Origin of the sequence: Psychrobacter urativorans (genome assembly GCF_904846695.1) — a bacterium.
Taxonomy (GTDB): domain Bacteria; phylum Pseudomonadota; class Gammaproteobacteria; order Pseudomonadales; family Moraxellaceae; genus Psychrobacter; species Psychrobacter urativorans.
The window spans coordinates 1-21,581 of the sequence record NZ_CAJHBR010000024.1 but is presented as its reverse complement, the minus strand read 5'-3'; the positions used below and the strand labels follow the sequence as shown (position 1 = coordinate 21,581).

16 protein-coding genes are annotated in these 21,581 nt (G+C 42.9%); 13 read left to right on the top strand and 3 right to left on the bottom strand.

The genetic code is table 11. The annotated features are described in order from the left end of the window. Window positions 1-106: 106 nt before the first annotated feature. The 4 genes from JMY09_RS12570 (at window position 107) to JMY09_RS12555 (ending at window position 4,733) form a co-directional block, all read left to right on the top strand. Window positions 107-1,942 (top strand): acyl-CoA dehydrogenase, encoded by a 1,836-nt coding sequence (locus tag JMY09_RS12570; RefSeq protein WP_201624052.1) that lies wholly within the window; start codon window positions 107-109, stop codon window positions 1,940-1,942. Between the two features lie 154 nt (window positions 1,943-2,096). Further along, the gene (locus tag JMY09_RS12565) at window positions 2,097-3,104 is read left to right on the top strand and encodes an NADP-dependent oxidoreductase (RefSeq protein WP_201624050.1); all 1,008 of its coding nucleotides are present in this window, start codon (window positions 2,097-2,099) and stop codon (window positions 3,102-3,104) included. Between the two features lie 3 nt (window positions 3,105-3,107). Then, on the top strand, window positions 3,108-3,911 hold the full coding sequence (locus JMY09_RS12560; RefSeq protein WP_201624049.1) for an SDR family NAD(P)-dependent oxidoreductase: 804 nt from the start codon (window positions 3,108-3,110) through the stop codon (window positions 3,909-3,911). Between the two features lie 60 nt (window positions 3,912-3,971). Continuing rightward, window positions 3,972-4,733, top strand: coding sequence for an SDR family oxidoreductase (locus JMY09_RS12555; RefSeq protein ID WP_201624047.1), 762 nt, complete (start codon window positions 3,972-3,974; stop codon window positions 4,731-4,733). Between the two features lie 154 nt (window positions 4,734-4,887). Here the strand turns inward: JMY09_RS12555 and JMY09_RS12550 are convergent, their stop codons facing one another. After that, window positions 4,888-6,768 (bottom strand): autotransporter domain-containing protein, encoded by a 1,881-nt coding sequence (locus JMY09_RS12550; protein ID WP_201624046.1) that lies wholly within the window; start codon window positions 6,766-6,768, stop codon window positions 4,888-4,890. 182 nt (window positions 6,769-6,950) lie between these two features. Beyond that, a complete protein-coding gene (locus JMY09_RS12545) occupies window positions 6,951-8,153 on the bottom strand; it encodes an amino acid aminotransferase (protein ID WP_201624044.1) in 1,203 nt (400 codons plus the stop codon). Between the two features lie 143 nt (window positions 8,154-8,296). Between JMY09_RS12545 and JMY09_RS12540 the strand changes: the two genes are divergently transcribed. Then, window positions 8,297-9,157 carry an HpcH/HpaI aldolase/citrate lyase family protein gene (locus JMY09_RS12540; RefSeq protein WP_227677316.1) on the top strand — a complete coding sequence of 287 codons (861 nt, stop codon included), beginning with the start codon at window positions 8,297-8,299 and terminating at the stop codon, window positions 9,155-9,157. A gap of 62 nt (window positions 9,158-9,219) precedes the next feature. Next, entirely contained in the window at window positions 9,220-9,633 is a 414-nt protein-coding gene (arfB, locus tag JMY09_RS12535; protein ID WP_201624043.1) for an alternative ribosome rescue aminoacyl-tRNA hydrolase ArfB, read from the top strand. 153 nt (window positions 9,634-9,786) lie between these two features. Here arfB and JMY09_RS12530 read toward each other — a convergent pair whose 3' ends face one another. Then, window positions 9,787-10,467, bottom strand: coding sequence for a TetR/AcrR family transcriptional regulator (locus JMY09_RS12530; protein ID WP_201624041.1), 681 nt, complete (start codon window positions 10,465-10,467; stop codon window positions 9,787-9,789). 490 nt (window positions 10,468-10,957) lie between these two features. Here JMY09_RS12530 and JMY09_RS12525 point away from each other — a divergent pair, with 490 nt between their 5' ends. The 7 genes from JMY09_RS12525 (at window position 10,958) to JMY09_RS12495 (ending at window position 21,458) form a co-directional block, all read left to right on the top strand. Further along, complete coding sequence (locus JMY09_RS12525) at window positions 10,958-12,109, top strand: acyl-CoA dehydrogenase family protein (protein WP_201624039.1); 1,152 nt, start codon at window positions 10,958-10,960, stop codon at window positions 12,107-12,109. 180 nt (window positions 12,110-12,289) lie between these two features. Next, a complete protein-coding gene (locus JMY09_RS12520) occupies window positions 12,290-13,498 on the top strand; it encodes an acetyl-CoA C-acetyltransferase (RefSeq protein WP_201624037.1) in 1,209 nt (402 codons plus the stop codon). 209 nt (window positions 13,499-13,707) lie between these two features. After that, window positions 13,708-15,882: a 3-hydroxyacyl-CoA dehydrogenase NAD-binding domain-containing protein gene (locus tag JMY09_RS12515; RefSeq protein WP_201624035.1), complete on the top strand. Its 2,175-nt coding sequence runs from the start codon at window positions 13,708-13,710 to the stop codon at window positions 15,880-15,882. Then, window positions 15,875-16,978 (top strand): CaiB/BaiF CoA transferase family protein, encoded by a 1,104-nt coding sequence (locus tag JMY09_RS12510; RefSeq protein ID WP_201624033.1) that lies wholly within the window; start codon window positions 15,875-15,877, stop codon window positions 16,976-16,978. Before JMY09_RS12515 ends, JMY09_RS12510 begins: the two co-directional genes overlap by 8 nt. Window positions 16,979-17,248: 270 nt before the next feature. Then, window positions 17,249-18,943 carry an AMP-binding protein gene (locus tag JMY09_RS12505; RefSeq protein ID WP_201624032.1) on the top strand — a complete coding sequence of 565 codons (1,695 nt, stop codon included), beginning with the start codon at window positions 17,249-17,251 and terminating at the stop codon, window positions 18,941-18,943. A gap of 91 nt (window positions 18,944-19,034) precedes the next feature. Beyond that, the gene (locus tag JMY09_RS12500; protein ID WP_201624030.1) at window positions 19,035-20,732 is read left to right on the top strand and encodes an AMP-binding protein; all 1,698 of its coding nucleotides are present in this window, start codon (window positions 19,035-19,037) and stop codon (window positions 20,730-20,732) included. 222 nt (window positions 20,733-20,954) lie between these two features. After that, the gene (locus JMY09_RS12495; RefSeq protein ID WP_201624028.1) at window positions 20,955-21,458 is read left to right on the top strand and encodes a hypothetical protein; all 504 of its coding nucleotides are present in this window, start codon (window positions 20,955-20,957) and stop codon (window positions 21,456-21,458) included. Window positions 21,459-21,581 lie beyond the last annotated feature (123 nt).

The following is a 21,581-nucleotide window of genomic DNA, read 5'->3' as shown; positions in this document are numbered from 1 at the left end:
CCTGATTATGTCATAAATGACAATACGGTGATGAGCTGAATTAGACTACTATTAGCTAACGACTTATTTTAGTAGCACTTTTTAGCCTTTATAGAGAGAAAGTATTATGGCTACAGATACCCTTATTAATGATTTTGAACTGCCGTTCCAATTGTATGATGTCTTGGACACTCAAAACCTTTGCGCTAGTGCAAAGTTTGCCGAGCATAACCGTGAGACTTTTGATGCGGTCTTAGATACCGCCAAAAAGATAGCCACCGATTTATTCTTACCGCACAACCGTAAAGCCGATCAGAATGAGCCACAGTTTGATGGCACGCGAGTCAGTATGATCGATGAGGTAAAAGTGGCTTTTGATGCCTTTCGAGAGTCAGGATTTATCGCTGGGCGCTATAGCTTTGCAGAGGGCGGTATGCAATTGCCTGAGACAGTGATGACGGCGGTGGCTGGTTACTTTATGGCTGCTAATCCTTCGACTACCGCTTATCCGTTTTTGACTACCGCAGCGATTAATGTGCTGTCGCATTTTGCCAGCGATGAGATCAAAGCAGCCTTTATGCCACGCATGCTCACAGGTGAGTTTACCGGAACGATGGCGTTAACGGAGCCACATGCAGGCTCATCACTGGCTGATATTACCACTACCGCTGTTGCTCAGCAGGATGGCTCCTATCGTATTAAAGGCAGTAAGATCTATATCTCCGGTGGCGATCATGAGTTGTCGGATAATATCGTTCATCTAGTATTGGCCAAGATACCCGGCGGACCAAGCGGAGTCAAAGGCATCTCGCTATTTGCAGTGCCGAAATTTAGAGTAGCAGAAGACGGGTCGCTCGGAGTGCGTAATGATGTGCACTTGACTGGTCTATTGCATAAGCTTGGCTATCGTGGCACTACTTCTACATCGCTCAGCTTCGGCGATCAAGGCGAGTGTTATGGCTACTTAATAGGAGAGCCGCACTTCGGTCTACGCTATATGTTTAAGATGATGAATGAGGCGCGTATCGCTGTCGGGTTTGGTGCGGCAATGATTGGCTATCGTGGTTATCAGTACTCACTAGCTTATACTAAAGACAGGACTCAAGGGCGCATTGCTCCTAATAATAAACCCGAACACGATGCCACTGCTATTATCAATCATGGCGATGTCAAACGTATGCTACTAGCGCAAAAAGCTTATAGCGAAGGGGGTATCTCATTGTGTCTGTATGGCTCAAACCTAATCGACCGTATCAATACTTGCGAGGATGCAACCCTAAAAGCTGAGCTGGCCGAGCTGTTAGATTTGCTCACCCCAGTGCTCAAGGCTTGGCCTTCAGAATATGGCCCTAAAGCTAATGATCTAGGCATCCAAGTATTAGGCGGGGCAGGCTACACTCGGGAATACTATGCGGAGCAGTTTTGGCGAGATAATCGTCTTAATCCTATTCATGAAGGTACTAATGGCGTGCAAGCCTTAGACTTGTCGTTCCGTAAGCTCTGGCAAAATAATGGCTTAGGCATTCAGATTTTAAAGCGTGAAATTACTAACGATCTACTGGCTATTACTACTGCTGAGAGTGGCAAGCTGGCTGCTAAGCTCACGCCTTATATGAGTGACTTGCATCAAGTTTTAGTGCATTTAAGCAAGATACTAGCGACTGAAAAAGCCATTACTTTGACTGGTAATGCCCAAGCATTGATGAATATCTTTGCCACTATAGTAGTCAGTTGGATTTGGATACGTCAGGCCAGTAAAGCTGAGCAATTGTTACAAGCCATGCCAGCTGCTAATGCAAAAGACGGTAGCTATGATAACGCTGACCAGCGCAATTTCTATCAAGGCAAAATCCAAGCGGCTAAATATTTTATCGATTGGGAGTTACCTACCATAAAACGTGATATCGAACTTCTAATTAACGACAACGCGGTTTGTACCGATATGCAAGCAGCATGGTTTTAGGCAACGTTTTTTAAACCTTATGGTTCTTGATAGCACAGCTTTAGAGGTTATTGTTTTAAAAAGTATTATTTTAAAAGTATAACTTTATGCCCTACTTTGCAGCAGATGTTTTAACAGGCTTACTTTACTCACAATAAATTTAAGGGACTAAATAATGACAATGATGAATAAGCAATGGCGACTAAAAGCCCGACCTATTGGTGAGCCGACTGCTGATACTTGGCAGTATAGCGAAACAGAAGTACCGGCTATTAGCGACGGTCAGCTACTAATCAAGATTGAGTATATCTCTTTAGATCCAGCGATGCGGGGTTGGTTAAACGATGCTAAGTCTTATATCGAACCGGTACAAATTGGCGACGTTATGCGCGCTGGTACTGTAGGCCAAGTGCTAGAGAGCAAGCATGCTAAGTTTGCTGTAGGTGATTATGTCTGTGGTCATGATGGGGTACAGTCCTATGCGGTCAGCGATGGTACAGGTCTCTATAAAGTAGATGCCAATTTAGCACCTTTGCCCTACTATTTAGGAGTGTTAGGTATGCCAGGAATGACTGGCTACTTTGGCTTACTAAAAACCGCTATGCCTAAAGCTGGCGAGACGGTAGTAGTTTCTGGTGCAGCAGGCGCTGTAGGTAGCGTAGTCGGGCAAATTGCTAAGATCAAAGGTTGCCGTGTGGTAGGTATCGCTGGCGGTAGCGAAAAATGCAAATTTTTGGTAGATGAATTAGGCTTCGATGAGGCTATCGACTACAAGAACGATAATGTCAAAAAAGCTCTAAAGCAAGCTTGTCCCAATGGCGTCGATGTATTCTATGACAACGTTGGCGGCGATATTTTGGACGACGTGCTTAGCCAGATTAATCTACATGCTCGTATAGTTATTTGCGGCGCTATTAGCCAGTACAATAACACCACTGCAGTCAAAGGTCCTTCGAACTATCTATCCTTATTAGTCAATCGTGCGCGCATGGAAGGCATTGTAGTCTTTGATAATGTTAAAGAGTATCCAACAGCTATGAAAGATATCGCCGGTTGGATAAACTCTGGTGAGATTACAGTCAAAGATCATATCGTCGAAGGTATCGAGACTTTTCCTGATACCTTAATGATGCTCTTTAACGGTAAGAATTTTGGCAAACTAGTTCTAAAGGTAGGGGAATAAGCTATGACAACCAATGTAATTGAAACTAGCACATTAGCGAATATGACCGCCTCAAATGTTGCAGGAAAAAGGATCTTAATCACTGGCGGTGCCTCTGGTATCGGTGCTGCTAGTGCCCTATTATTGGCCAGTCGTGGCGCTAAAGTAGTGATTGGTGATAGGGCTGAAGCATTAGGAGCCGCTGTTGCTGAGCAAGCCCAACAAGCTGGCGATAGCATGGTCTTTAAAAAGGTAGACGTCACTAGCGCTGATGAGGTGCGCGCCTTATTTGCTTTTGCTATGCAACAGCTTGGCGGCCTCGATGTAGTCATCAATAATGCCGGTATTGATCATCAGCCAGCGCCTATGCATGAGTTAACCGATGATGATTTCGATCGCAATATTGCGGTTAATTTAAAAGGCGTTTGGCATTGTATGCGTGCTGCTATCGCTTGTATGGCTCCGAATGGCGGCGGTCATGTTATTAATGTAGCTTCTATAGCGGGCTTACGTTCAGCGCCATTGCTATCAGCATATAGCGCTGCCAAACACGGGGTGATGGGCCTGACTAAGTCGGCCGCTCATGAGTATGCACGAGTCAATATCCGCTTTAATGCGGTCTGTCCAAGCTTTATCGATACGCCGATGGTACGCCATACTATGGCTAATATGGATGAGCGCGCCCAACAAGCAACTATCAAAGCCAGTCCGCTGCGCCGTTTAGGTACGGTTGATGAAGTATCAGGAGCCATCGCTTGGCTAGCTAGTGATGAGAGTAGCTTTATGAATGGTCATGCCTTTACCTTAGATGGCGGCATGTTGGCTTAAGATCGGCAATTAACCGTTTTGCAATGAACTGCTGCACTATTAATAACCTAAGGAATAATAATGAAGGATTTATTTGATCTAAGTGGTAGGATTGCTTTAGTGACTGGTGCTAGTCGCGGCATCGGTGAGTCTATAGCGCGCTTGTTAGCCTCTAGAGGAGCTCATGTTATCGTCTCTAGCCGAAAGATCGACGCTTGCCAAGCGGTTGCTGATAGCATCGTTGCTGATGGCGGTAAGGCTAGTGCGTTTGCTTGTCATGTCGGCGAGATGGCACAGATTGACGCTACTTTTGCGCATATAAAAAGCGAGTTTGGTCAAATCGATATCTTAGTCAATAATGCCGCCGCTAATCCTTATTATGGTCATATCTTAGATACTGACCAAGCGGCTTTTGATAAGACGGTCGAAGTGAATATTCGGGGCTATTTCTTTATGTCGACAGCAGCTGGCAAAATGATGCGTGAGCAGGGCGGCGGCGTTATTCTAAATACTGCCTCAGTCAACGGTATAGTCGCAGGCGATAAGCAAGGGATATATTCTATTACTAAAGCGGCAGTTATTAGCATGACTAAGGCTTTTGCCAAAGAATGCGGCCCACTAAATATTCGGGTCAATGCTTTATTACCAGGGCTTACTGACACTAAATTTGCCTCAGCGTTAACAGGCAATGACAAAGTACTCAATATGGCGCTCAGAGCGATCCCATTAGGTCGCGTCGCCGATCCTGATGAAATGGCAGGTACCGTCTTGTACTTAGTTTCCGATGCATCGAGTTATACTACGGGCGCTTGTGTTATTGTCGATGGTGGTATGTTGGCTTAGCTGTTTAATTATTTAATGGATCTTTTTTGTACTTAATTAATATTTTTTTACGCTATGCCCTATTAAAAACACCCGCTAGACCATAAAAAGGTTTAGCGGGTGTTGCTGTTTATAAAGATAGGTTCTGTTAGTTAGTCTCTGTTGAATTTGTCAGTTAAAATGCGCCGCTAAGCCCGACAAACACACTAGTTGAATCGTCATTATCACCTTTTAAATGAGTGATACCAGCATTGGCATTAAGCATACCAAAGTTACGAGACAAGCCCAAGGTCATACCAAAGTTATCATCGTCAGTGTCGATAGTAGGAGTATTAAAGCTAATGCTTTGAATAGTATTTAAGCGTGCTGAAACGTCGTCACGATCATCACTTAGACGCTTTTGATAATGTAGATCACCGAAGATATTGAGGTTTTCAGCTAAGCTGTGCTGGGCTTTTACCCCAAGCTTACCATAAGTCGTAGTATATTTTTGCTCATTGAACTGCATGGCAATACCGGACATTTCTTGCTCTTTTAAGGCATCTATTTTAACCCGATTTACCGTAGCACCAAGATAGGGTGTGAAGCTGGTATTGTTTACTTGCAGCGGATAGCCCGCTTGCAAGCTAGCGTAAAGGCGCTTGCCGTCAGCATCTGAGTTAAAGTTTTGTTTATTACCGCCTAGATTGACTGTGCGGGTGACATCAATATCCATAGAGCCAAAGCCGATAGCACCATTGATCTGTATACCCCCCAATTGCTCGAGAGTATTAGTATGATAAATGCCAAAACCAAGCTCATCAATACCGATATCGCTAAGACCTGAAGAGACATTTGAGTTATCAAAGTCCTTGCGAGTGATATTGCCGTAGAGACCGGTTACCGCATTTGGTGAGTTAGCATGGGCAAAGTCTACCCCTACTAATAATTGCCCATTACCATCACTCTCAAACCCAGCAATATCCTGCTGTTCAATTTCGCCTGTGGCCCATATGCTGCGCGCTACTCTTTGCTCACTGTTCTGAATTTGATTGACGTGAGATTGTAAGCGCTCATTGGTCGCAAGGCCTACTTTGGTCGCGATATGGGGCAGCACGCCAATTTGACTTGGCGCTGTGACTACGGCATTGGCATAGTCAGCTATCAGTTGATGGGCACGGCCAGTAGGGTGGATACCATCAGCAAAAAAGTAAGTTTCATTAGCATCTGGTGTCACTAAATTATTAGGACCACAGAGTAATGAGCTATCTACAACTACATTCTTGCTACAAGCTTTTTCAGTCATATTGGTAAAGCCATAAGCTGTAGGCTTAGCAGCAACTTGTTGCAGTAGACTAAACATATCTAGCGGTATGATGTTAGCGCCTGTAGCTGCTACGCCATTGAGCATGGCTTGGTTATACTGATTGCTGATAAAAGTGCTTTGGCCTTGTACCACCGCTCCACCCTTAATCGCATCAGGGGTGAGGCCTATATCCGGAATATTAGGCACTAAGATGTAGTTTGCGCCCTTATCTTTTAGGGCTTTAACTGTGGCAATCTGACTGCCTACGGCTGTACCAACGATAGTTTGAGCATTAGCCGGATCTTTAGAAGCCGCCAGTAAGTCATTCGCTCCAGCCCAAACGACATACAGTCCGTTAGGATCGACCTTATTATTAGTCAGATAATTGTTAACTTGGGTACTAGCCGAAGCCACAGGAATATCAAATCCAAAAGCATCATTAGTAACTTCTTTACCGGCTCTTGCACCACCGATAGCATAGTTATTACCAGTTTGAGGCTTACTGAATTTATTAGCTACTGAGGTTGTGCCGAGCTGCTCAGCAAAAGAGGTTGCCCAAGTATTATCAGGGTTAGTAGTGAATTGAGCACCACCGGGAATAATTGGGCTAAAATAACCGCCATCAGTTAGGCTATCACCAAAGAATGTGACACTGCTGTACTCGCTAGCATGAGCAATACCAGCGACAGATAAACTAAGGGCAAGCACGCTTTTAGTAAAGGTTTTAAGGTTGGCATGACTAATGAGGGGGCGAGCAGTATTGAGGTTCATAGCGACTTCCTTGTCGTGAGTGTGGCAGGCTTATTACTTGAGTGTAACCAGTTTTTTTTTCAAAAGCTAGCAATGGGTATGACTGATAAAAATAACATAAACTGAGTTATTTTTATCAGTAGCATTTGGCGAGTTGATAACCGACTTAAGTCATCAAAAGTGCTAATACTCTATGCAGATAATCACCCTTTTAGCACAGTTGCCATCGCTTGAGCGACATAATCAACGTTGTTAACATTGAGACCGGCCATGCACATGCGTGAGTTAGAGACTAAGTAAACACCGAACTCGCTCTGTAAGCGCTCGACTTGCTCGGTGGTTAAGCCAGTAAAGCTAAACATTCCATTTTGACGAGTAATATAATCAAAATTATAATCAAAATCAGCAAGCTCAGTTTCTAGTATTGACTTAAGTTTGAGGCGCATAGCCTTAATACGGTCACGCATACTATAGACTTCGTTGACCCATTGCTGATATAACTTATCATCATTCATAACGATGTCGACCACATGACCACCATGTGCTGGCGGGCTAGTGTAGATGCGACGTACCACAAAGTTCAGCTGTCCAAATACGCGCTCAGCTTCATCGGCAGTAGGACAAACTATTGATAAACCCCCAACTCGCTCACCATATAGTGATAAGTTCTTAGAATATGAGTTACTGACGAATACTGGCAAGCCCATATCGACAGCTTTACGAATGGCATAAGCATCGCTGTCCATATCCTCGCCAAAGCCTTGATAAGCAATGTCCATGAAGGGAATAAGCTCATGTTGCTTAATGACTTCTAGCAGCGTGTCCCATTGCTGTTGGGTCAAGTCCATTCCGGTGGGGTTATGACAGCACGGATGCAGTAATAGCACGTCTTGCTTCTTAAGCTTTTTCACAAAATCGATCATCTCATCGAATTTGATACTACTACTGGCTTTGTCATAATAAGGATAACTGCCTACTTCGATATCACAGCCTTCAAAGATAGCAATGTGGTTGCTCCACGTCGGATCGCTGACATAACACTTAGACTGTGGAAACCACTCATGGAGGAACTCGGCGCCTACCTTTAAAGCACCAGATCCGCCAAGGGTGGCGATAGTAGCTACACGCCCTTGTTGCAATATTTGAGCGTCTTTGCCAAAGAGTAAATCTTGACAAGCTTGCCGATGCCCAGGTAGGCCGGCCATCGGTAAATAAGGTCTAGGAGCGATTGGGTTGGCAATGCGTTGTTCAGCAGTTTTTACACAATCAAGTACCGGTAATTGACCGTTCTCATCATAGTAGATGCCTATACCTAAATTTACTTTATTGGGATTAGGGTCAGCCACGAACTTATCCATAAGTCCTAAAATAGGGTCGCCAGCATAATAGTCGATATTTGCAAACATGTTATTTATATTCCTGTTGTTATTAATAAAGTATATCCATCAAGTTAAGCCACTTAAGTCAGCTAAAAGCATAAGCTAGATTGATTATTATCTCAATATAAAATCTATCCTATAATGTATCAACTATTATAAGGACTTTAACTATGAAATCAGCTATCAACGCTAAAGTGAGCGCCACTATTATTAAGGTTGCTAATACCAAAAGCTGGTTATTTGTCCCAGCTACTAGGATAGACCGAGTAGCAAAAGCCTTTGCGAGTGGGGCTGATGCCGTCATCATCGATTTAGAAGATGCCGTAGCTCTAGTGGACAAGGCGCAAGCACGCTTGGCAATAGAAGACTACTATAACAGCGCTGCCTATCAACCGCTTTGGCTGCGAATCAATCAAGCGACTAGTAGCGAGTTTGCCAATGACGTAGCGTTATGCCAGCGACTCCCTAATCTCGCTGGAATAATACTGGCTAAGGCTGAGCAAGCCGCTGATATTGAGCATTTATATCAACACACTGACTTGGCGGTTGTAGCGTTAATAGAGACCGCTGTCGGCTTGTATCAAGTAGATGCTATGGCTAAAGCCCTAGGCTTAGTAGCCTTTAGCTATGGATTTTTGGACTTGTGTAATGATTTACGAGTACAAGTAGGTACTGCAGCTGCCGATATCGTCGCCAATCAGCTGCGCTATCAGCTACTAGTTAGCTCCAGAGCTAATCAGCTATCTGCTCCTATTGATAGTATTTATGCAGACTTTAAGGATGAGGCAGGGCTAAAAGATAGAGTGACGTTGTGGTCGCAGATGGGGATGTCAGGTATGCTCTGTATCCATCCTAAGCAAGTGGCGATTGTCCAACAAGCCTTGCAACCTACAGAGCAGCAGCTTGATTTTGCCAAAAAGGTAATAGCCGAATTCGAGCGCAGTGGTCAGGCAGTGTTTAAAATAGATGGCAATATGGTAGATGCACCAGTAGTGCAGCGTTGCCGTCAGTTACTACAAAGCGCTAATTAGCCTTGCTAGACTAGCGTCTACCCCCAATTAACTATTCCTATTAACTACTTTATAAGTAAATTATGATTTTTATAAGTCCGACTATTAGCCTGGATGATAATGAGGTTGAGATTACTGCCATACGCTCGCAAGGCGCAGGTGGCCAAAACGTTAACAAAGTATCCTCGGCCATCCATCTGCGTTTTGATATAAAAGCTTCAAGCCTTAGCGAGCTTAACCAGCAACGTCTATTAGACAGTAAAGATGGGCGCATTACTAAGGATGGGGTATTCATCATCAAGGCCCAGCAGTTTCGCACGCAAGAGAAGAATAAGGCTGACGCTTTTGAGCGCTTACAGAGTTTTATCAAAAAAGCCACTCACGTCAATAAGACCCGTAGAGCGACTAAGCCTAGTAGGAATGCCAAGCGCAAACGGGTAGATAACAAAACCCAACGCGGTAAGACTAAAGCCTTGCGCGGTAAGGTGGATTTTTAAGCGATATAGCTCAGTACGCTTATCCGTTTTAAGTACGATTTTTATATTATTGAATGATAGTAGGCTAGAGCACTACAGCTTAAATAAGCATAGCACTATTGAGCTTTGAGTAACGGCTGTAATGATTAGCGACTACTATAATGGATGGCTACGTTAATCCTCAATAGCTTCAGGTTTAGACATGGAGCGCCAGAGCATCTCGAACAAAGCATCAAAATCTGCACTGATAGGCTTGTTGGTTTGGCGAATGATATGCATCAGTCCTAGACGACTAATAAAGCCCATAAACACATCAAACAGCACGTATAGCGGTACTTTGTCATTAAGGACACCGCGTCGCTGCCCATCTGCTAACACACTCAAAAACGCATTGATAAGTTCTTTATTCTCATAAATAGCAATATGGCGAAAACGTGAGACTGATACCGCAGACAGCACCATAACGGCATCAGGATGATTATCGACAAAATCTAAACTTACCCACAAAGTTTTTCTTAAGCGCTCTTTAACACTATCAATCCCTTGTAGGTGATCCATCATCCGCGTAGCCAGCCGTGCCAACACTCTATCCATAATAGTATAAAGCACAGTTTGTTTGTCACCGAAGTACTTATACAGCGTTTGCAGCGATACATTAGCCGTATTAGCGATCTGAATCATAGTGACATCTTGCGCATCATAACCGGCGAACAGATATCGAACTGCTTTTTCAATCTTATCTAAAGTGGCCGGTCGCATTGAAGATAGAGGGGCTAGCGGCTCACTACTATCGTTACTGTCATCAGCGGCAAGCTTTGCTTTGCTATCGACTTTGCTGTTTATTGGTTGACTCATAATATTACTCACTTTGCTAATCGTGTCATTGCTCATAGCGTCGTTATTTGGATTATCGATAGGGTTAGCCTGATTATTTATTTTAGCATCGATAGGATAATGGATAGTATTTATAAATAGGCGCTTTATGGGTAATAGGGCGTCTGATAATAAGATTAGTGAATTATATATTGAACAATAGTTTTTTAATAAGTAGACTCTATGAGAATTTGATAATAATTATTTAAGGTAATTTAAATTACTATTATAAACTAAATGATTGCGTATTGGTATTTATTTTCCTAATATATAGGTTATAGGAACGAGCGATAACATGGTTTATAGCTAAATATCTTAAGGGTAATTGAGATTACCATTATATATTGAGTTGATAATAACGTAACGACTACTCACTATTATTCAACGTAAGCACAAGCCTCTAAACTAAGTATTGTTGATTTAAACCCGTTCATTTAGCCTAACTAATTCAACCCGATCAAGGATAGACGATATGAGTATTGAACATTTCACCCCAAACTGGATGACCGAAGAGCATCAAATGGTACATGACAGTGCGCTTAAGATGTTTAAATCTTGGGATCATAAAGATGAAGAATGGCGTGCTAACGGTATGATAGATCGTGCTGCATGGGAAGAAGCTGGTGCCAATGGTTTCTTATGTGCTTCTATGCCAGAAGAGTACGGCGGCGGCGGTGGTGATTTCGGTCACGAAGCGGCTCTTATCTATGCGCAAGCTGAAGCTAACCAAGCTGGGTTTGGTGGTTTAGTTCATTCAGGGATTATTGCTCCTTATATCTTAAATCATGGTACCGAAGAGCAGAGAAAATCATGGTTGCCTAAGATGGCTTCTGGTGAATATATCTCTGCTATCGCTATGACTGAACCTGGTACTGGTTCAGATCTACAGAGCATTAAGACTTATGCGGTAAAAGATGGTGACGATTACATCATCAACGGTTCAAAAATATTTATTACCAATGGTCAGCATTGCAACCTTGTAGTTATCGCCTGTAAGACAGATCGTGAAAAAGGCGCACAAGGCGTCTCACTAATCGTAGTTGAAACTGAGGGTAATCCTGGCTTTCAGCGCGGTCAAAAGCTTAAAAAGAGCGGTCTAGCATCGCAAGATACTTCTGAGCTGTTCTTTAATGATATGCGTGTACCGCAAAAGAACGTTTTAGGCGGCGTAGAAGGTATGGGCTTTATTCAGCTTATGCAAGAGTTACCACGTGAACGTCTGATTATTGCTTTGACGGGTGTTGGTGCTATGAAGTTGGGTATCGATTTGACCCTTGATTACGTTAAAGAACGTGAAGCTTTCGGTAAGCCAATTTGGAAATTCCAAAACACCCGCTTTAAAATGGCTGAATGTTATGCCGATTACTTAGCTTCGCGCAGCATGTGTGATGCCGCTATTGATGCGTTATTAGAAGGTAAGTTGTCAGTACCGCACGCATCATTGATTAAGTATTGGGTAACTGAAAAGCAATGTGAAGTATTAGATGAGTGTGTGCAGCTATTCGGTGGTTATGGCTATATGACGGAGTATCCAATTGCCCGTCTACATGCTGATGCTCGAGTACAAAAAGTCTATGGTGGTACTAATGAAATCATGAAAGAGCTTGCATCACGCTTTATGTAAGCAAGCTTGTGGTCATTAAATAAGCACCAATTGATCTTTAGATTATTAGTCGTTGATCGTTGAGGGGCGATAAGTTCTCCTCAATGATTGACTGCCAATAACACTGCTACTAATGACTTAGCTACCAACCACTTTACTACTGATTACTTTACGACAAAATAAATGTAAAAAGGGATTTTTATGACTGAGACAGCTTATATCTATGACTCCATCCGTACCCCACGTGGCAAAGGGAAAAAAGATGGCTCTCTTTATCAAGCGACACCCATTTGGCTGGTGCGTACCTTATTAAAAGAGATGCAACAACGTCACAACCTTGATACTAGTCTAGTAGATGATGTAGTCCTAGGTTGTGTTACTCCAGTTGGCGAACAAGGCTCAGACATCGCTAGGGTTGCGGTTCTTGATGCAGGCTGGGCTCAAACCGTAGCCGGTGTCACTCTTTCAAGATATTGCGCCTCAGGTCTAGAGTCTATTAACTTAGCAGCCGCTAAGGTCATGTCAGGCATGGAAGACATGGTAGTAGCAGGTGGCGTTGAGTCTATGAGCCGTATACCTATGGGTTCTGATGGCGGTGCTTGGTATATGGATCCGCGAGTTAATGATGTGACCGGATTTGTACCACAAGGAGTAGGCGCTGATACTTCAGCAACCCTAGAAGGCTTTAGTCGTACAGACGTCGATGAGTTCGCTACTGAGTCACATCGCCGCGCTGCTAACGCTTGGGAGCAAGGTTACTACGATAAGTCAGTAGTTCCGGTCAAGGATCTCAATGGCATGTTGCTATTAGATAAGGATGAGACTATCCGTCCTAATACGAATGTTGAAACCCTTGCTGGGTTGAATCCCTCATTCGTTATGCCTGGAAAAATGGGCTTTGACAATACTATATTAGGCAAATACACCACTATCGAAAAAGTTAATCACGTCCATCATGCTGGTAACTCTTCAGGTATTGTTGATGGCGCATCGCTGTGCTTAATAGGCAGTGCTGCTGCTGGTAAAAAAGCAGGCTTAAAGCCACGAGCGAAAATTACTATGGCTGCTGTCATTGGCTCTGAGCCGATGATTATGTTGACTGGTCCAACTCCTGCATGTCAAAAAGCCTTAGATAAAGCAGGTATGAAAGCTTCAGATATCGATCTTTGGGAAATTAACGAAGCCTTTGCTGCCGTACCGATGAAAACAGCTAGAGACTTTGGGGTGTCGTTAGATATCGTCAACGTTAATGGCGGTGCTATCGCTATGGGTCATCCTCTTGGAGCGACTGGTGCGATATTGATGACTACTGTACTTGATGAGTTAGAACGCCGTGATCTTAAGACGGCGATGGTAACTCTATGCGTTGGTGCAGGTATGGGTATCGCCACTATCATCGAACGAGTTTAGTTGCTCGGTTATATAGCGACTATTTCGTTAAGCGTAGCTGGCTTAATAAATTGCCAATAGTTTAAGCTTAGATCTTCGATATTTGCATCGTTGTGAATCGACTATTTATCTTAGTATTGATAAGCCAGTACGCTAAACCAGTATCGAGTCAGTTTCGGCTTCATAACCATTTGATTTAATAATCTAAGAACTATAAAAAGGGACATAGGATGACTACAGATAGCGTAAATGATATTAATGCCTTGGTAAACTTTACCGCTGAGCGTGATAATGACGGAATCGTTACCGTAATGGTCGATCAAAGCGATCGCAAAATGAACGTAATAGGTGATGGATTTACTGAGTCTTTTGCTACTTTGGCCGACAGTTTCATTAATGACGAGTCTGCTAAAGGGCTTATCCTTACTTCAGCTAAAGACACTTTCATTGTCGGCGCTGATATCGATTCGTTAGGCAATATCAAAACTGCCGAGCAAGCATTTGAACTGGTTGAAGACCTCAAAGGTAGCCTGCGTAAGCTTGAGTTGTCTGGCAAGCCAGTAGTTGCTGCTATGACAGGAACTGCACTAGGCGGTGGTCTTGAGATTGCCTTGGCTTGTCATTATCGTATTGCTATTGACTCACCTAAAACTAAGCTTGGTCTACCAGAAGTTAAATTAGGTCTGCTACCAGGTGGCGGTGGTACTCAACGTCTACCAAGATTGGTCGGCATTCAAAAAGCGCTTGAGCTAATGACTCAAGGTTCAGAGCTGCGTCCTAATGCGGCAAAAGACATCGGTCTTATCGATGCCACTGCTACTGATCAAGCCGACATGCAACAGCAAGCCAAAGAGTGGATCAAAGCCAATACTAAAGCTCAGCAGCCATGGGATGTAAAAGGTTTTAAAATCCCTGGTGGCGATAGTAAGCATCCTAAAGTTGTGCAAGTATTCTCTATTGCCCCAGCTATGGCTAATCAGAAATCGCAAGGTAACTATCCTGCTCTCAAGCACATTATGTCTTGTGTTTATGAAGGCTGTATGGTCGATATCGATACTGGTTTAGAGATTGAATCTCGTTACTTTGCGGCGTGTGTACTATCGCCTGAAGCTAATAATATGATTAACACTCTTTGGACCCAACTTAATAGCATCAAAAAAGGTCAGTCACGCCCTGATGGCTTTGAGAGAACTAAAGTTAAAAAAGTTGCAGTGCTTGGTGCCGGCATGATGGGTGCTGGTATTGCTTATGTGTCAGCCAAAGTTGGCATCGATGTGGTGTTATTAGATAGAGATATCGAGTCAGCAGATAAAGGTAAAGCATACTCTACTAATTTGCTTGATAAAGCGATAAGTCGTGGGCGCTCAACGCCAGACAAAAAGCAGGCATTGTTAGATAAGATTAAGACTACGACTTCTTATGATGATTTAGAAGGCTGTGATCTGGTTATTGAAGCAGTGTTTGAAGATCGTGATATTAAGGCCAACTGTACTCGTCAAAGTGAAGCAGTAATCCCTACTAGCGCCGTCTATGCTTCTAATACTTCTACTTTGCCTATTACTGGTCTTGCTAAAGTTAGCGCCCGTCCAAAGCAGTTTATTGGCCTACATTTCTTCTCGCCTGTAGACAAGATGCCATTGGTTGAAATTATCATGGGTGAAGAGACTGATGATGAAACTTTAGCCAAAGCTTTTGATTATGTGTTGCAAATTGGCAAAACTCCTATCGTTGTTAACGACAGCCGTGGCTTCTATACCTCACGGGTGTTTGCAACTTACGTGTCAGAGGGTATCGCTATGTTAGCTGAAGGCATTCATCCGCGCAGTATCGAAGTTGCCGGTATGAAGTCAGGAATGCCTATGCCGCCATTAGCACTACAAGACGAAGTGACTTTGAGTCTAGTCCGTCATATCACTGAGCAAAACAATCGTGATATGGAAGCTGAAGGCAAAGAAGTTACCATTCATCCTTCTTATAATGTCATAAAAGTGGTTGGTGAAGAGCATGGTCGTGAAGGCAAGCGCTTTGGTAAAGGCTTCTATGAGTATCCAGAGAATGGTGAAAGACACTTGTGGCCTGAGCTAACTAACTTGTTCCCAACTAGTGCTGAGCAACCATCACAGCAAGACTTAGTAGATCGCTTGATGTTTATTCAAGTTAACGAATCAGCCAAATGTTTTGAAGAAGGCGTAGTACGCTCTGTTGCCGATACCAACGTTGGTTCCATCTTTGGCTGGGGCTTTGCACCACAACATGGTGGCACCCTACAGTTCGTCAATGCTATGGGCGCAGATAAATTTGTAGCGCGTAGTCGCGAGCTTGCTAAACAGTATGGCGAACGCTTCGAGCCGGCTCAGATTTTGGTAGATATGGCTGCAAAAGGTGAGGAGTTTGTAGATGCCTAATACAGGGTTATCAACGACACCATCAGCTATTAGTCAAATGGCGGATTGTCTACAAGGATTACGAGTCGTTGATTTGACTCGTAACCTACCTGGACCTTTTGCCACCCGTCTACTGGCTGACTTAGGCGCAGAGATTGTCAAGATTGAGCCAGAAAGTGGCGATCCTGCTCGCGCTTTAGGAGGCTTGTTTGAAGCTTTAAACCACGGTAAGACTATCGAGAAGTATGACTTCCGTGACCCTAAAGGTATCGAGGCAATCAAAGCGCATATTAAAGATGCTGATGTGATGCTAGACAGTTTCCGTCCAGGGGTATTAACTGGGATGGGTTTAGATGCCAAAACCTTGCATGCTATCAATCCTAAGCTAGTCATAGTATCGATCACTGGTTATGGATTAGGCGCTGGTCATGATGCTGAACAACAAGTTAAGCATCAGTGGGCTGATAAAGCTGGCCACGATATCAACTTTATGGCGATGAGCGGGGTACTTGATCAGTTAAGAACGGCTAAAGGCGAGCAAGCTATGCCTAATGTACAGTTCGCTGATTTAGCGGGTGGTAGTGATACTGCAGTGATCGCCTTACTAGCTGCAGTATTTAGTGCCCAGCGCACCGGCCAAGGGCGCCATGTGGCCGTGAGTATGACTCATAGTTTGTATAACCATATGATCATGCCGAAGGCAACAGGCGCGCTAGTGAAGAGCTTCTCAGGGCAGAATCCGCCGCCGCAGTATGACTTTTTAGGGGGGCTGTTGCCTTGCTATCGTCTGTACAAAACTGCCGATGATCGCTATATGGCGGTAGGCTCGTTAGAGCTTAAGTTTTGGCAAGGCTTGTGTGAGGTATTGCAGTTGCCGGAGCTAAAAGCGAAGCATTGGCAATTAGGGGTCATGCCTAATATGCCAGACAGCAAAGAGGCGGCAAAAACAGTTACTGCAACTTTTGCCAGCCAGCCCCTTGCTTATTGGCAGCAAGCTTTTGAATCGGCCGATGTTTGTGTGACGCCAGTATTGAGCTTGCAAGAAGCCAAAGCACACCCATTGTTTGCCCATCAAGATGAGCATCAAGCAACATCGGGTTGGCAACTAATAGGCTGATAATAGATAGGTTAAGAACAGATAGGTTAATAACTAATAAGGTAATAATAGAAACCGACTAGTTATTAATCGTCTTTACAGTAATAGCTTAGTAAGTGCTTATTTGGACTAAGAACAATATTTTTAGTACAGGTTTTACTAAGAAAATTTTATAGGTGGTTTGAGTTTTAAGGTTTGACTAGAGGTGCGTATTTCAACGGATTGAATGACTGAATCCACCTCTTTTAACTAAAGCACCTAAATTCATCGTAACGCTAAGGAGAGCTAGAAATGGAAAAGTTTTGGACTGATAAGTATCCAGAAGGGGTGTTAAAGGATGTCGATAGTAACCAATATTCTTCGCTAACTCATTTATTTGATGAGATGTTTGCACTTTATGCAGACCGAGAGTTTAGCACTAATATGGACGTTACTTATACCTACGCCCAAATCGATGCTATTGCTCGTAATATTAGTGCTTGGTTACAAAGCCAAGGGCTAAAAAAAGACGACAAAGTGGCAGTGATGATGCCTAACGTCAATCAATATATACCGATCGCTATCGCTATTTTACGTGCCGGTTATGTTGTCACCTCAATCAACCCTATGTATAGCGCTCGTGAGCTTAAGCATCAGCTTGAAGATACTGAAGCCTCTATTCTGTTCATTCTAGAACCATTCTGCAGTACCTTAGAAAAAATAGTCGATGATAGCCATCTTAAAACGGTTGTGGTAAGCAAAATCGGCGATATGCTTGGCTCAGCTAAAGGCACACTAGTCAATTTAATGGCTAAACACGTCAAAAAAGCAGTGCCGACCCACACTCTTAAGTCTAATAATAAATATGCAGTTACTGATTTTAAGACAGTGATGTCTGATGGTAAATCTCTACCATACTCTAAGCCGGTACAAAACATAGATGACCTAGCATTTGTACAATATACGGGTGGTACTACTGGGGTAGCTAAAGGGGTGCTATTGAGTCACCGTAACGTTGCATCAGGTACTATGCAGTTCGATGCTTGGCTATCACCTACTTATAATAAAATACCAGACACTACTGTAGTTAATACCATAATTGCCTTACCTTTATATCATTTCTTCGCATTTATGGTAGTGATGTTAGGGATTCGTGCTGGCCACCATTTCACCTTGATTACTAATCCTCGTGATATAGACGGCTTTGTCAAAACCTTAGCATCTAGACCTTTCCATATCCTACCTGCTGTCAATACTTTATTCCAAGCATTGATTCAGCATCCTGATATCGAAAAACTAGACTTTTCTAACTTGATTATCTCTTTATCGGGCGGTATGGCTGCCACACCAGCGACCTCACAAAAGTGGATTGACATGACTGGCACTGCATTAGTGCAAGGCTGGGGGATGACTGAAACAGTCGCCGTTGGTACTCTAAATCCGATCGTCGCCAAAGCTGATTTTACCGGTAAGATTGGTATGCCGCTTCCTGGTGTTGATATGACTATCCGTGATGATGATGAGAATGAATTGCCAATTGGTGAAATCGGTGAGATATGTCTAAAAGGTGATAACGTCACTAAAGGCTATAACAACATGGACAGCTCATCTTACTTTACCCATGATGGCTACCTGAAGACTGGTGATATTGGAGCGATTACTGAAGATGGCTATGTCACCTTATATGACCGCAAAAAAGACATGCTTATCGTTAGTGGTTTCAACGTGTTCCCTAATGAAGTAGAAGGGGTGGTTGGCATGCATCCTAAAGTATCTGAATGCGGGGTAGTTGGCCTCGATTGTTCTAAGCGTGGTCAGGCCATTAAAGTGTTTGTGGTCAAATCTGATGATAGCTTAACTGAAGATGAGCTTATAGAACATTGCAAAGAAAACCTAACTGGCTACAAGCGTCCGCGCCATATAGAGTTCTGTGATGAGCTACCTAAGTCGTCAGTAGGTAAAATTCTACGTAATGAGCTGCGCAAAAAAGTTCCTGATACAGTTTAGAGCACACACCGCTATTTGAAGGCTTATTTATGCACAGATAATAGCGGTGTTACTACTAATTAGAATTGTGGTTGATTGAGGAGATAGGGTTTTGGATAAATTTTGGACAGAGAGTTACCCTGAGGGTGTACGAGCGAAAGTGGCTTGTGAGCACAAGACATTACTCAACTTCTTTGATTATACTTTTGCTAAATATGCTCAAAATGAGTTTAGTACTAACATGGGAGTAACTTACTCCTATGAGGAAGTTGATCAAGTATCACAGAGTATTGCCGCTTGGATTCAGAGCTTGGGGCTAGCACAAGGTTCAACGATTGGCATTATGATGCCCAATGTCAATCAATATTATCCTATAGTAGCTGGCATAATTCGTGCTGGTATGGTGCTTACTACTATCAACCCTTTATATACGGGGCGAGAGCTAAAGCATCAACTGATTAATTCCGATGCTAGAGCTATTTTTATACTAGAGCCATTTTGCTATACCTTAGAGAAAATTATTGACGATACTGATATCGATAACGTGGTTATTAGTAGCATTGGCGATATGCTAGGTACGGCAAAAGGTATGGTAGTCAATTTGGCTGCTAAGCATCTAAAAAAGGCAGTTCCTAGCCATAACCTTGTCTCCAATAGCAACTATAAAGTAATCGACTTTAAGTCTGTAGTGAAGCTTGGCAAACCTTTACTTTATTCTCGACCAGTGATTAGTCCTGATGATCTAGCTATTCTGCAATACACTGGTGGAACTACTGGTGTGGCTAAAGGCATGTTAGTGACTCATTATAATGTGGTAGTCGCCACGGCTCAATTTGAGGAATGGTTTCAACCTATTTATAAGAAAGCTCCTCAAACTGGGCAAACTAATACTATTATTGCATTACCGCTGTATCACATTTACGCTTTTATCTTGATGTTGCTTGGAATACGTGTAGGTCAACACCTGACACTAGTCACTAACCCTCGTGACATTGATGCCTTTGTAAAAATATTAGGCAAGCGTCCTTTTCATATTTTTCCTGCAGTGAATACTTTATATCAAGCGCTATTGGCCAACCCTAAATTCAAGAGCCTTGATTTTTCACAGTTACAGCTATCACTAGCCGGAGGCATGGCAGCAACGCCAGCTACCGCCAAGAACTGGCAAGAAACTACTGGTTTACCGATTATTGAAGGCTGGGGTATGTCAGAGGGTTTGGGAGTAGGTACTGCCAATCCGCTCATCAATACTGAATATAACGGCAATATTGGTTTACCACTTCCGGGCATCGATATCACTATTCGTGATGATGATGGTAATACACTAGGACTGGATGAAGTGGGTGAGATGTGCATCAAAGGGGATAATATTGTCACTAGTTATCATAAAATGGATAACAGTAGCTTCTTTACTGAAGATGGTTATTTAAAGACTGGTGATGTGGCTTCAATGAACGACAAGGGTTATATCCAGATATATGATCGCAAAAAAGACATGCTTATCGTCAGTGGCTTTAATGTATTTCCCAATGAGGTCGAAAACGTTATTGAGATGCACCCAAAAGTTGCTGAGTGTTCAGTAGTAGGAGTGGATAATGAACTACAAGGACAATCAGTTAAAGCTTATGTCGTTAAATCTGATCAAAGTCTTACCGAGCAGGAGATTAAAGATTTCTGTAAAGAGGACTTGACGGGCTATAAGCGTCCTAGTTATATTGAGTTTATAGATGAGTTACCTAAGTCAACAGTTGGTAAAATCCTACGACATGAACTGCGCACCAAAGCCAGTCAGCAGCAGCAGCAATTGTAGTAGTAAGCGCTATTGAACGTGAATGCTTAATATAAATTAATAGGTTAGTAGTTAGAGGTTGCAAAGCGTAATAAGTAATCAGTGTTTATACGGTTTATCTCAATCGTTAGCGCTGACTAAGTAAAGTTATAAATTTTGTTTGCTGATTAAGTCAATTGGATGACGTCAGCTTGGTAAGCAGCTATAGGAGTTGCTACTGTTATTCATCATGGAGGATGTACAATGTCAAAATATTTCACATTATCACAGCTAACTTGCGCGTTAGCCACATCATCACTAGCTTCTATGGCAAGTGCTTCTGGCTTAGATCGCTCTGGCCAGCCTAGTGAAGACTTTTCTTCAAGTGGCACTATAGCTTATGCAAGTGCCTATCATATCAGCCCTGATGTTACGGGTGTAGGGGTTGATGGTAAGAATATTAGTGACTTTGCAGAAGAGTATGAAGGCTATGGTTACGGCGTTAAGACTGACATCAATGATAAATTTAGTGTTGGCGTATTCTATGATCAGCCTTTTGGTGCTGCGGTTCGTTTCGAAGGGGACAACATACTGACGTCAACTAACACTGATGGCAGTATTAATTCTACTACTGCTGATGTCAGCACTGATAACTTTACTGGTCTATTGAGTGTCAATCTAGGTGCTAAAAATAACTTTAAAGTTTATGGCGGACCAGTTTTACAAAAAATCAAAGCTGATGTAAAGTTGAATGGTGATGTTCTATAGACCTCTTGCAAAAGTCATAGGTTAAGCTCAAAATTAACAACACCGGCGAATAGCTTCATTCTAAGATCATAGCGCTGACGACGGTTACGATATCTATGAGCCACGATTTTGAACAATTTAATT

Bases quoted from the DNA above. Each gene is read 5' to 3' on its own strand.
- JMY09_RS12570 (WP_201624052.1), top strand. From the start codon at position 107: ATGGCTACAGATACCCTTATTAATGATTTTGAACTGCCGTTCCAATTG.
- JMY09_RS12565 (WP_201624050.1), top strand. From the start codon at position 2,097: ATGACAATGATGAATAAGCAATGGCGACTAAAAGCCCGACCTATTGGT.
- JMY09_RS12560 (WP_201624049.1), top strand. From the start codon at position 3,108: ATGACAACCAATGTAATTGAAACTAGCACATTAGCGAATATGACCGCC.
- JMY09_RS12555 (WP_201624047.1), top strand. From the start codon at position 3,972: ATGAAGGATTTATTTGATCTAAGTGGTAGGATTGCTTTAGTGACTGGT.
- JMY09_RS12550 (WP_201624046.1), bottom strand. From the start codon at position 6,768: ATGAACCTCAATACTGCTCGCCCCCTCATTAGTCATGCCAACCTTAAA.
- JMY09_RS12545 (WP_201624044.1), bottom strand. From the start codon at position 8,153: ATGTTTGCAAATATCGACTATTATGCTGGCGACCCTATTTTAGGACTT.
- JMY09_RS12540 (WP_227677316.1), top strand. From the start codon at position 8,297: ATGAAATCAGCTATCAACGCTAAAGTGAGCGCCACTATTATTAAGGTT.
- arfB (WP_201624043.1), top strand. From the start codon at position 9,220: ATGATTTTTATAAGTCCGACTATTAGCCTGGATGATAATGAGGTTGAG.
- JMY09_RS12530 (WP_201624041.1), bottom strand. From the start codon at position 10,467: ATGAGTCAACCAATAAACAGCAAAGTCGATAGCAAAGCAAAGCTTGCC.
- JMY09_RS12525 (WP_201624039.1), top strand. From the start codon at position 10,958: ATGAGTATTGAACATTTCACCCCAAACTGGATGACCGAAGAGCATCAA.
- JMY09_RS12520 (WP_201624037.1), top strand. From the start codon at position 12,290: ATGACTGAGACAGCTTATATCTATGACTCCATCCGTACCCCACGTGGC.
- JMY09_RS12515 (WP_201624035.1), top strand. From the start codon at position 13,708: ATGACTACAGATAGCGTAAATGATATTAATGCCTTGGTAAACTTTACC.
- JMY09_RS12510 (WP_201624033.1), top strand. From the start codon at position 15,875: ATGCCTAATACAGGGTTATCAACGACACCATCAGCTATTAGTCAAATG.
- JMY09_RS12505 (WP_201624032.1), top strand. From the start codon at position 17,249: ATGGAAAAGTTTTGGACTGATAAGTATCCAGAAGGGGTGTTAAAGGAT.
- JMY09_RS12495 (WP_201624028.1), top strand. From the start codon at position 20,955: ATGTCAAAATATTTCACATTATCACAGCTAACTTGCGCGTTAGCCACA.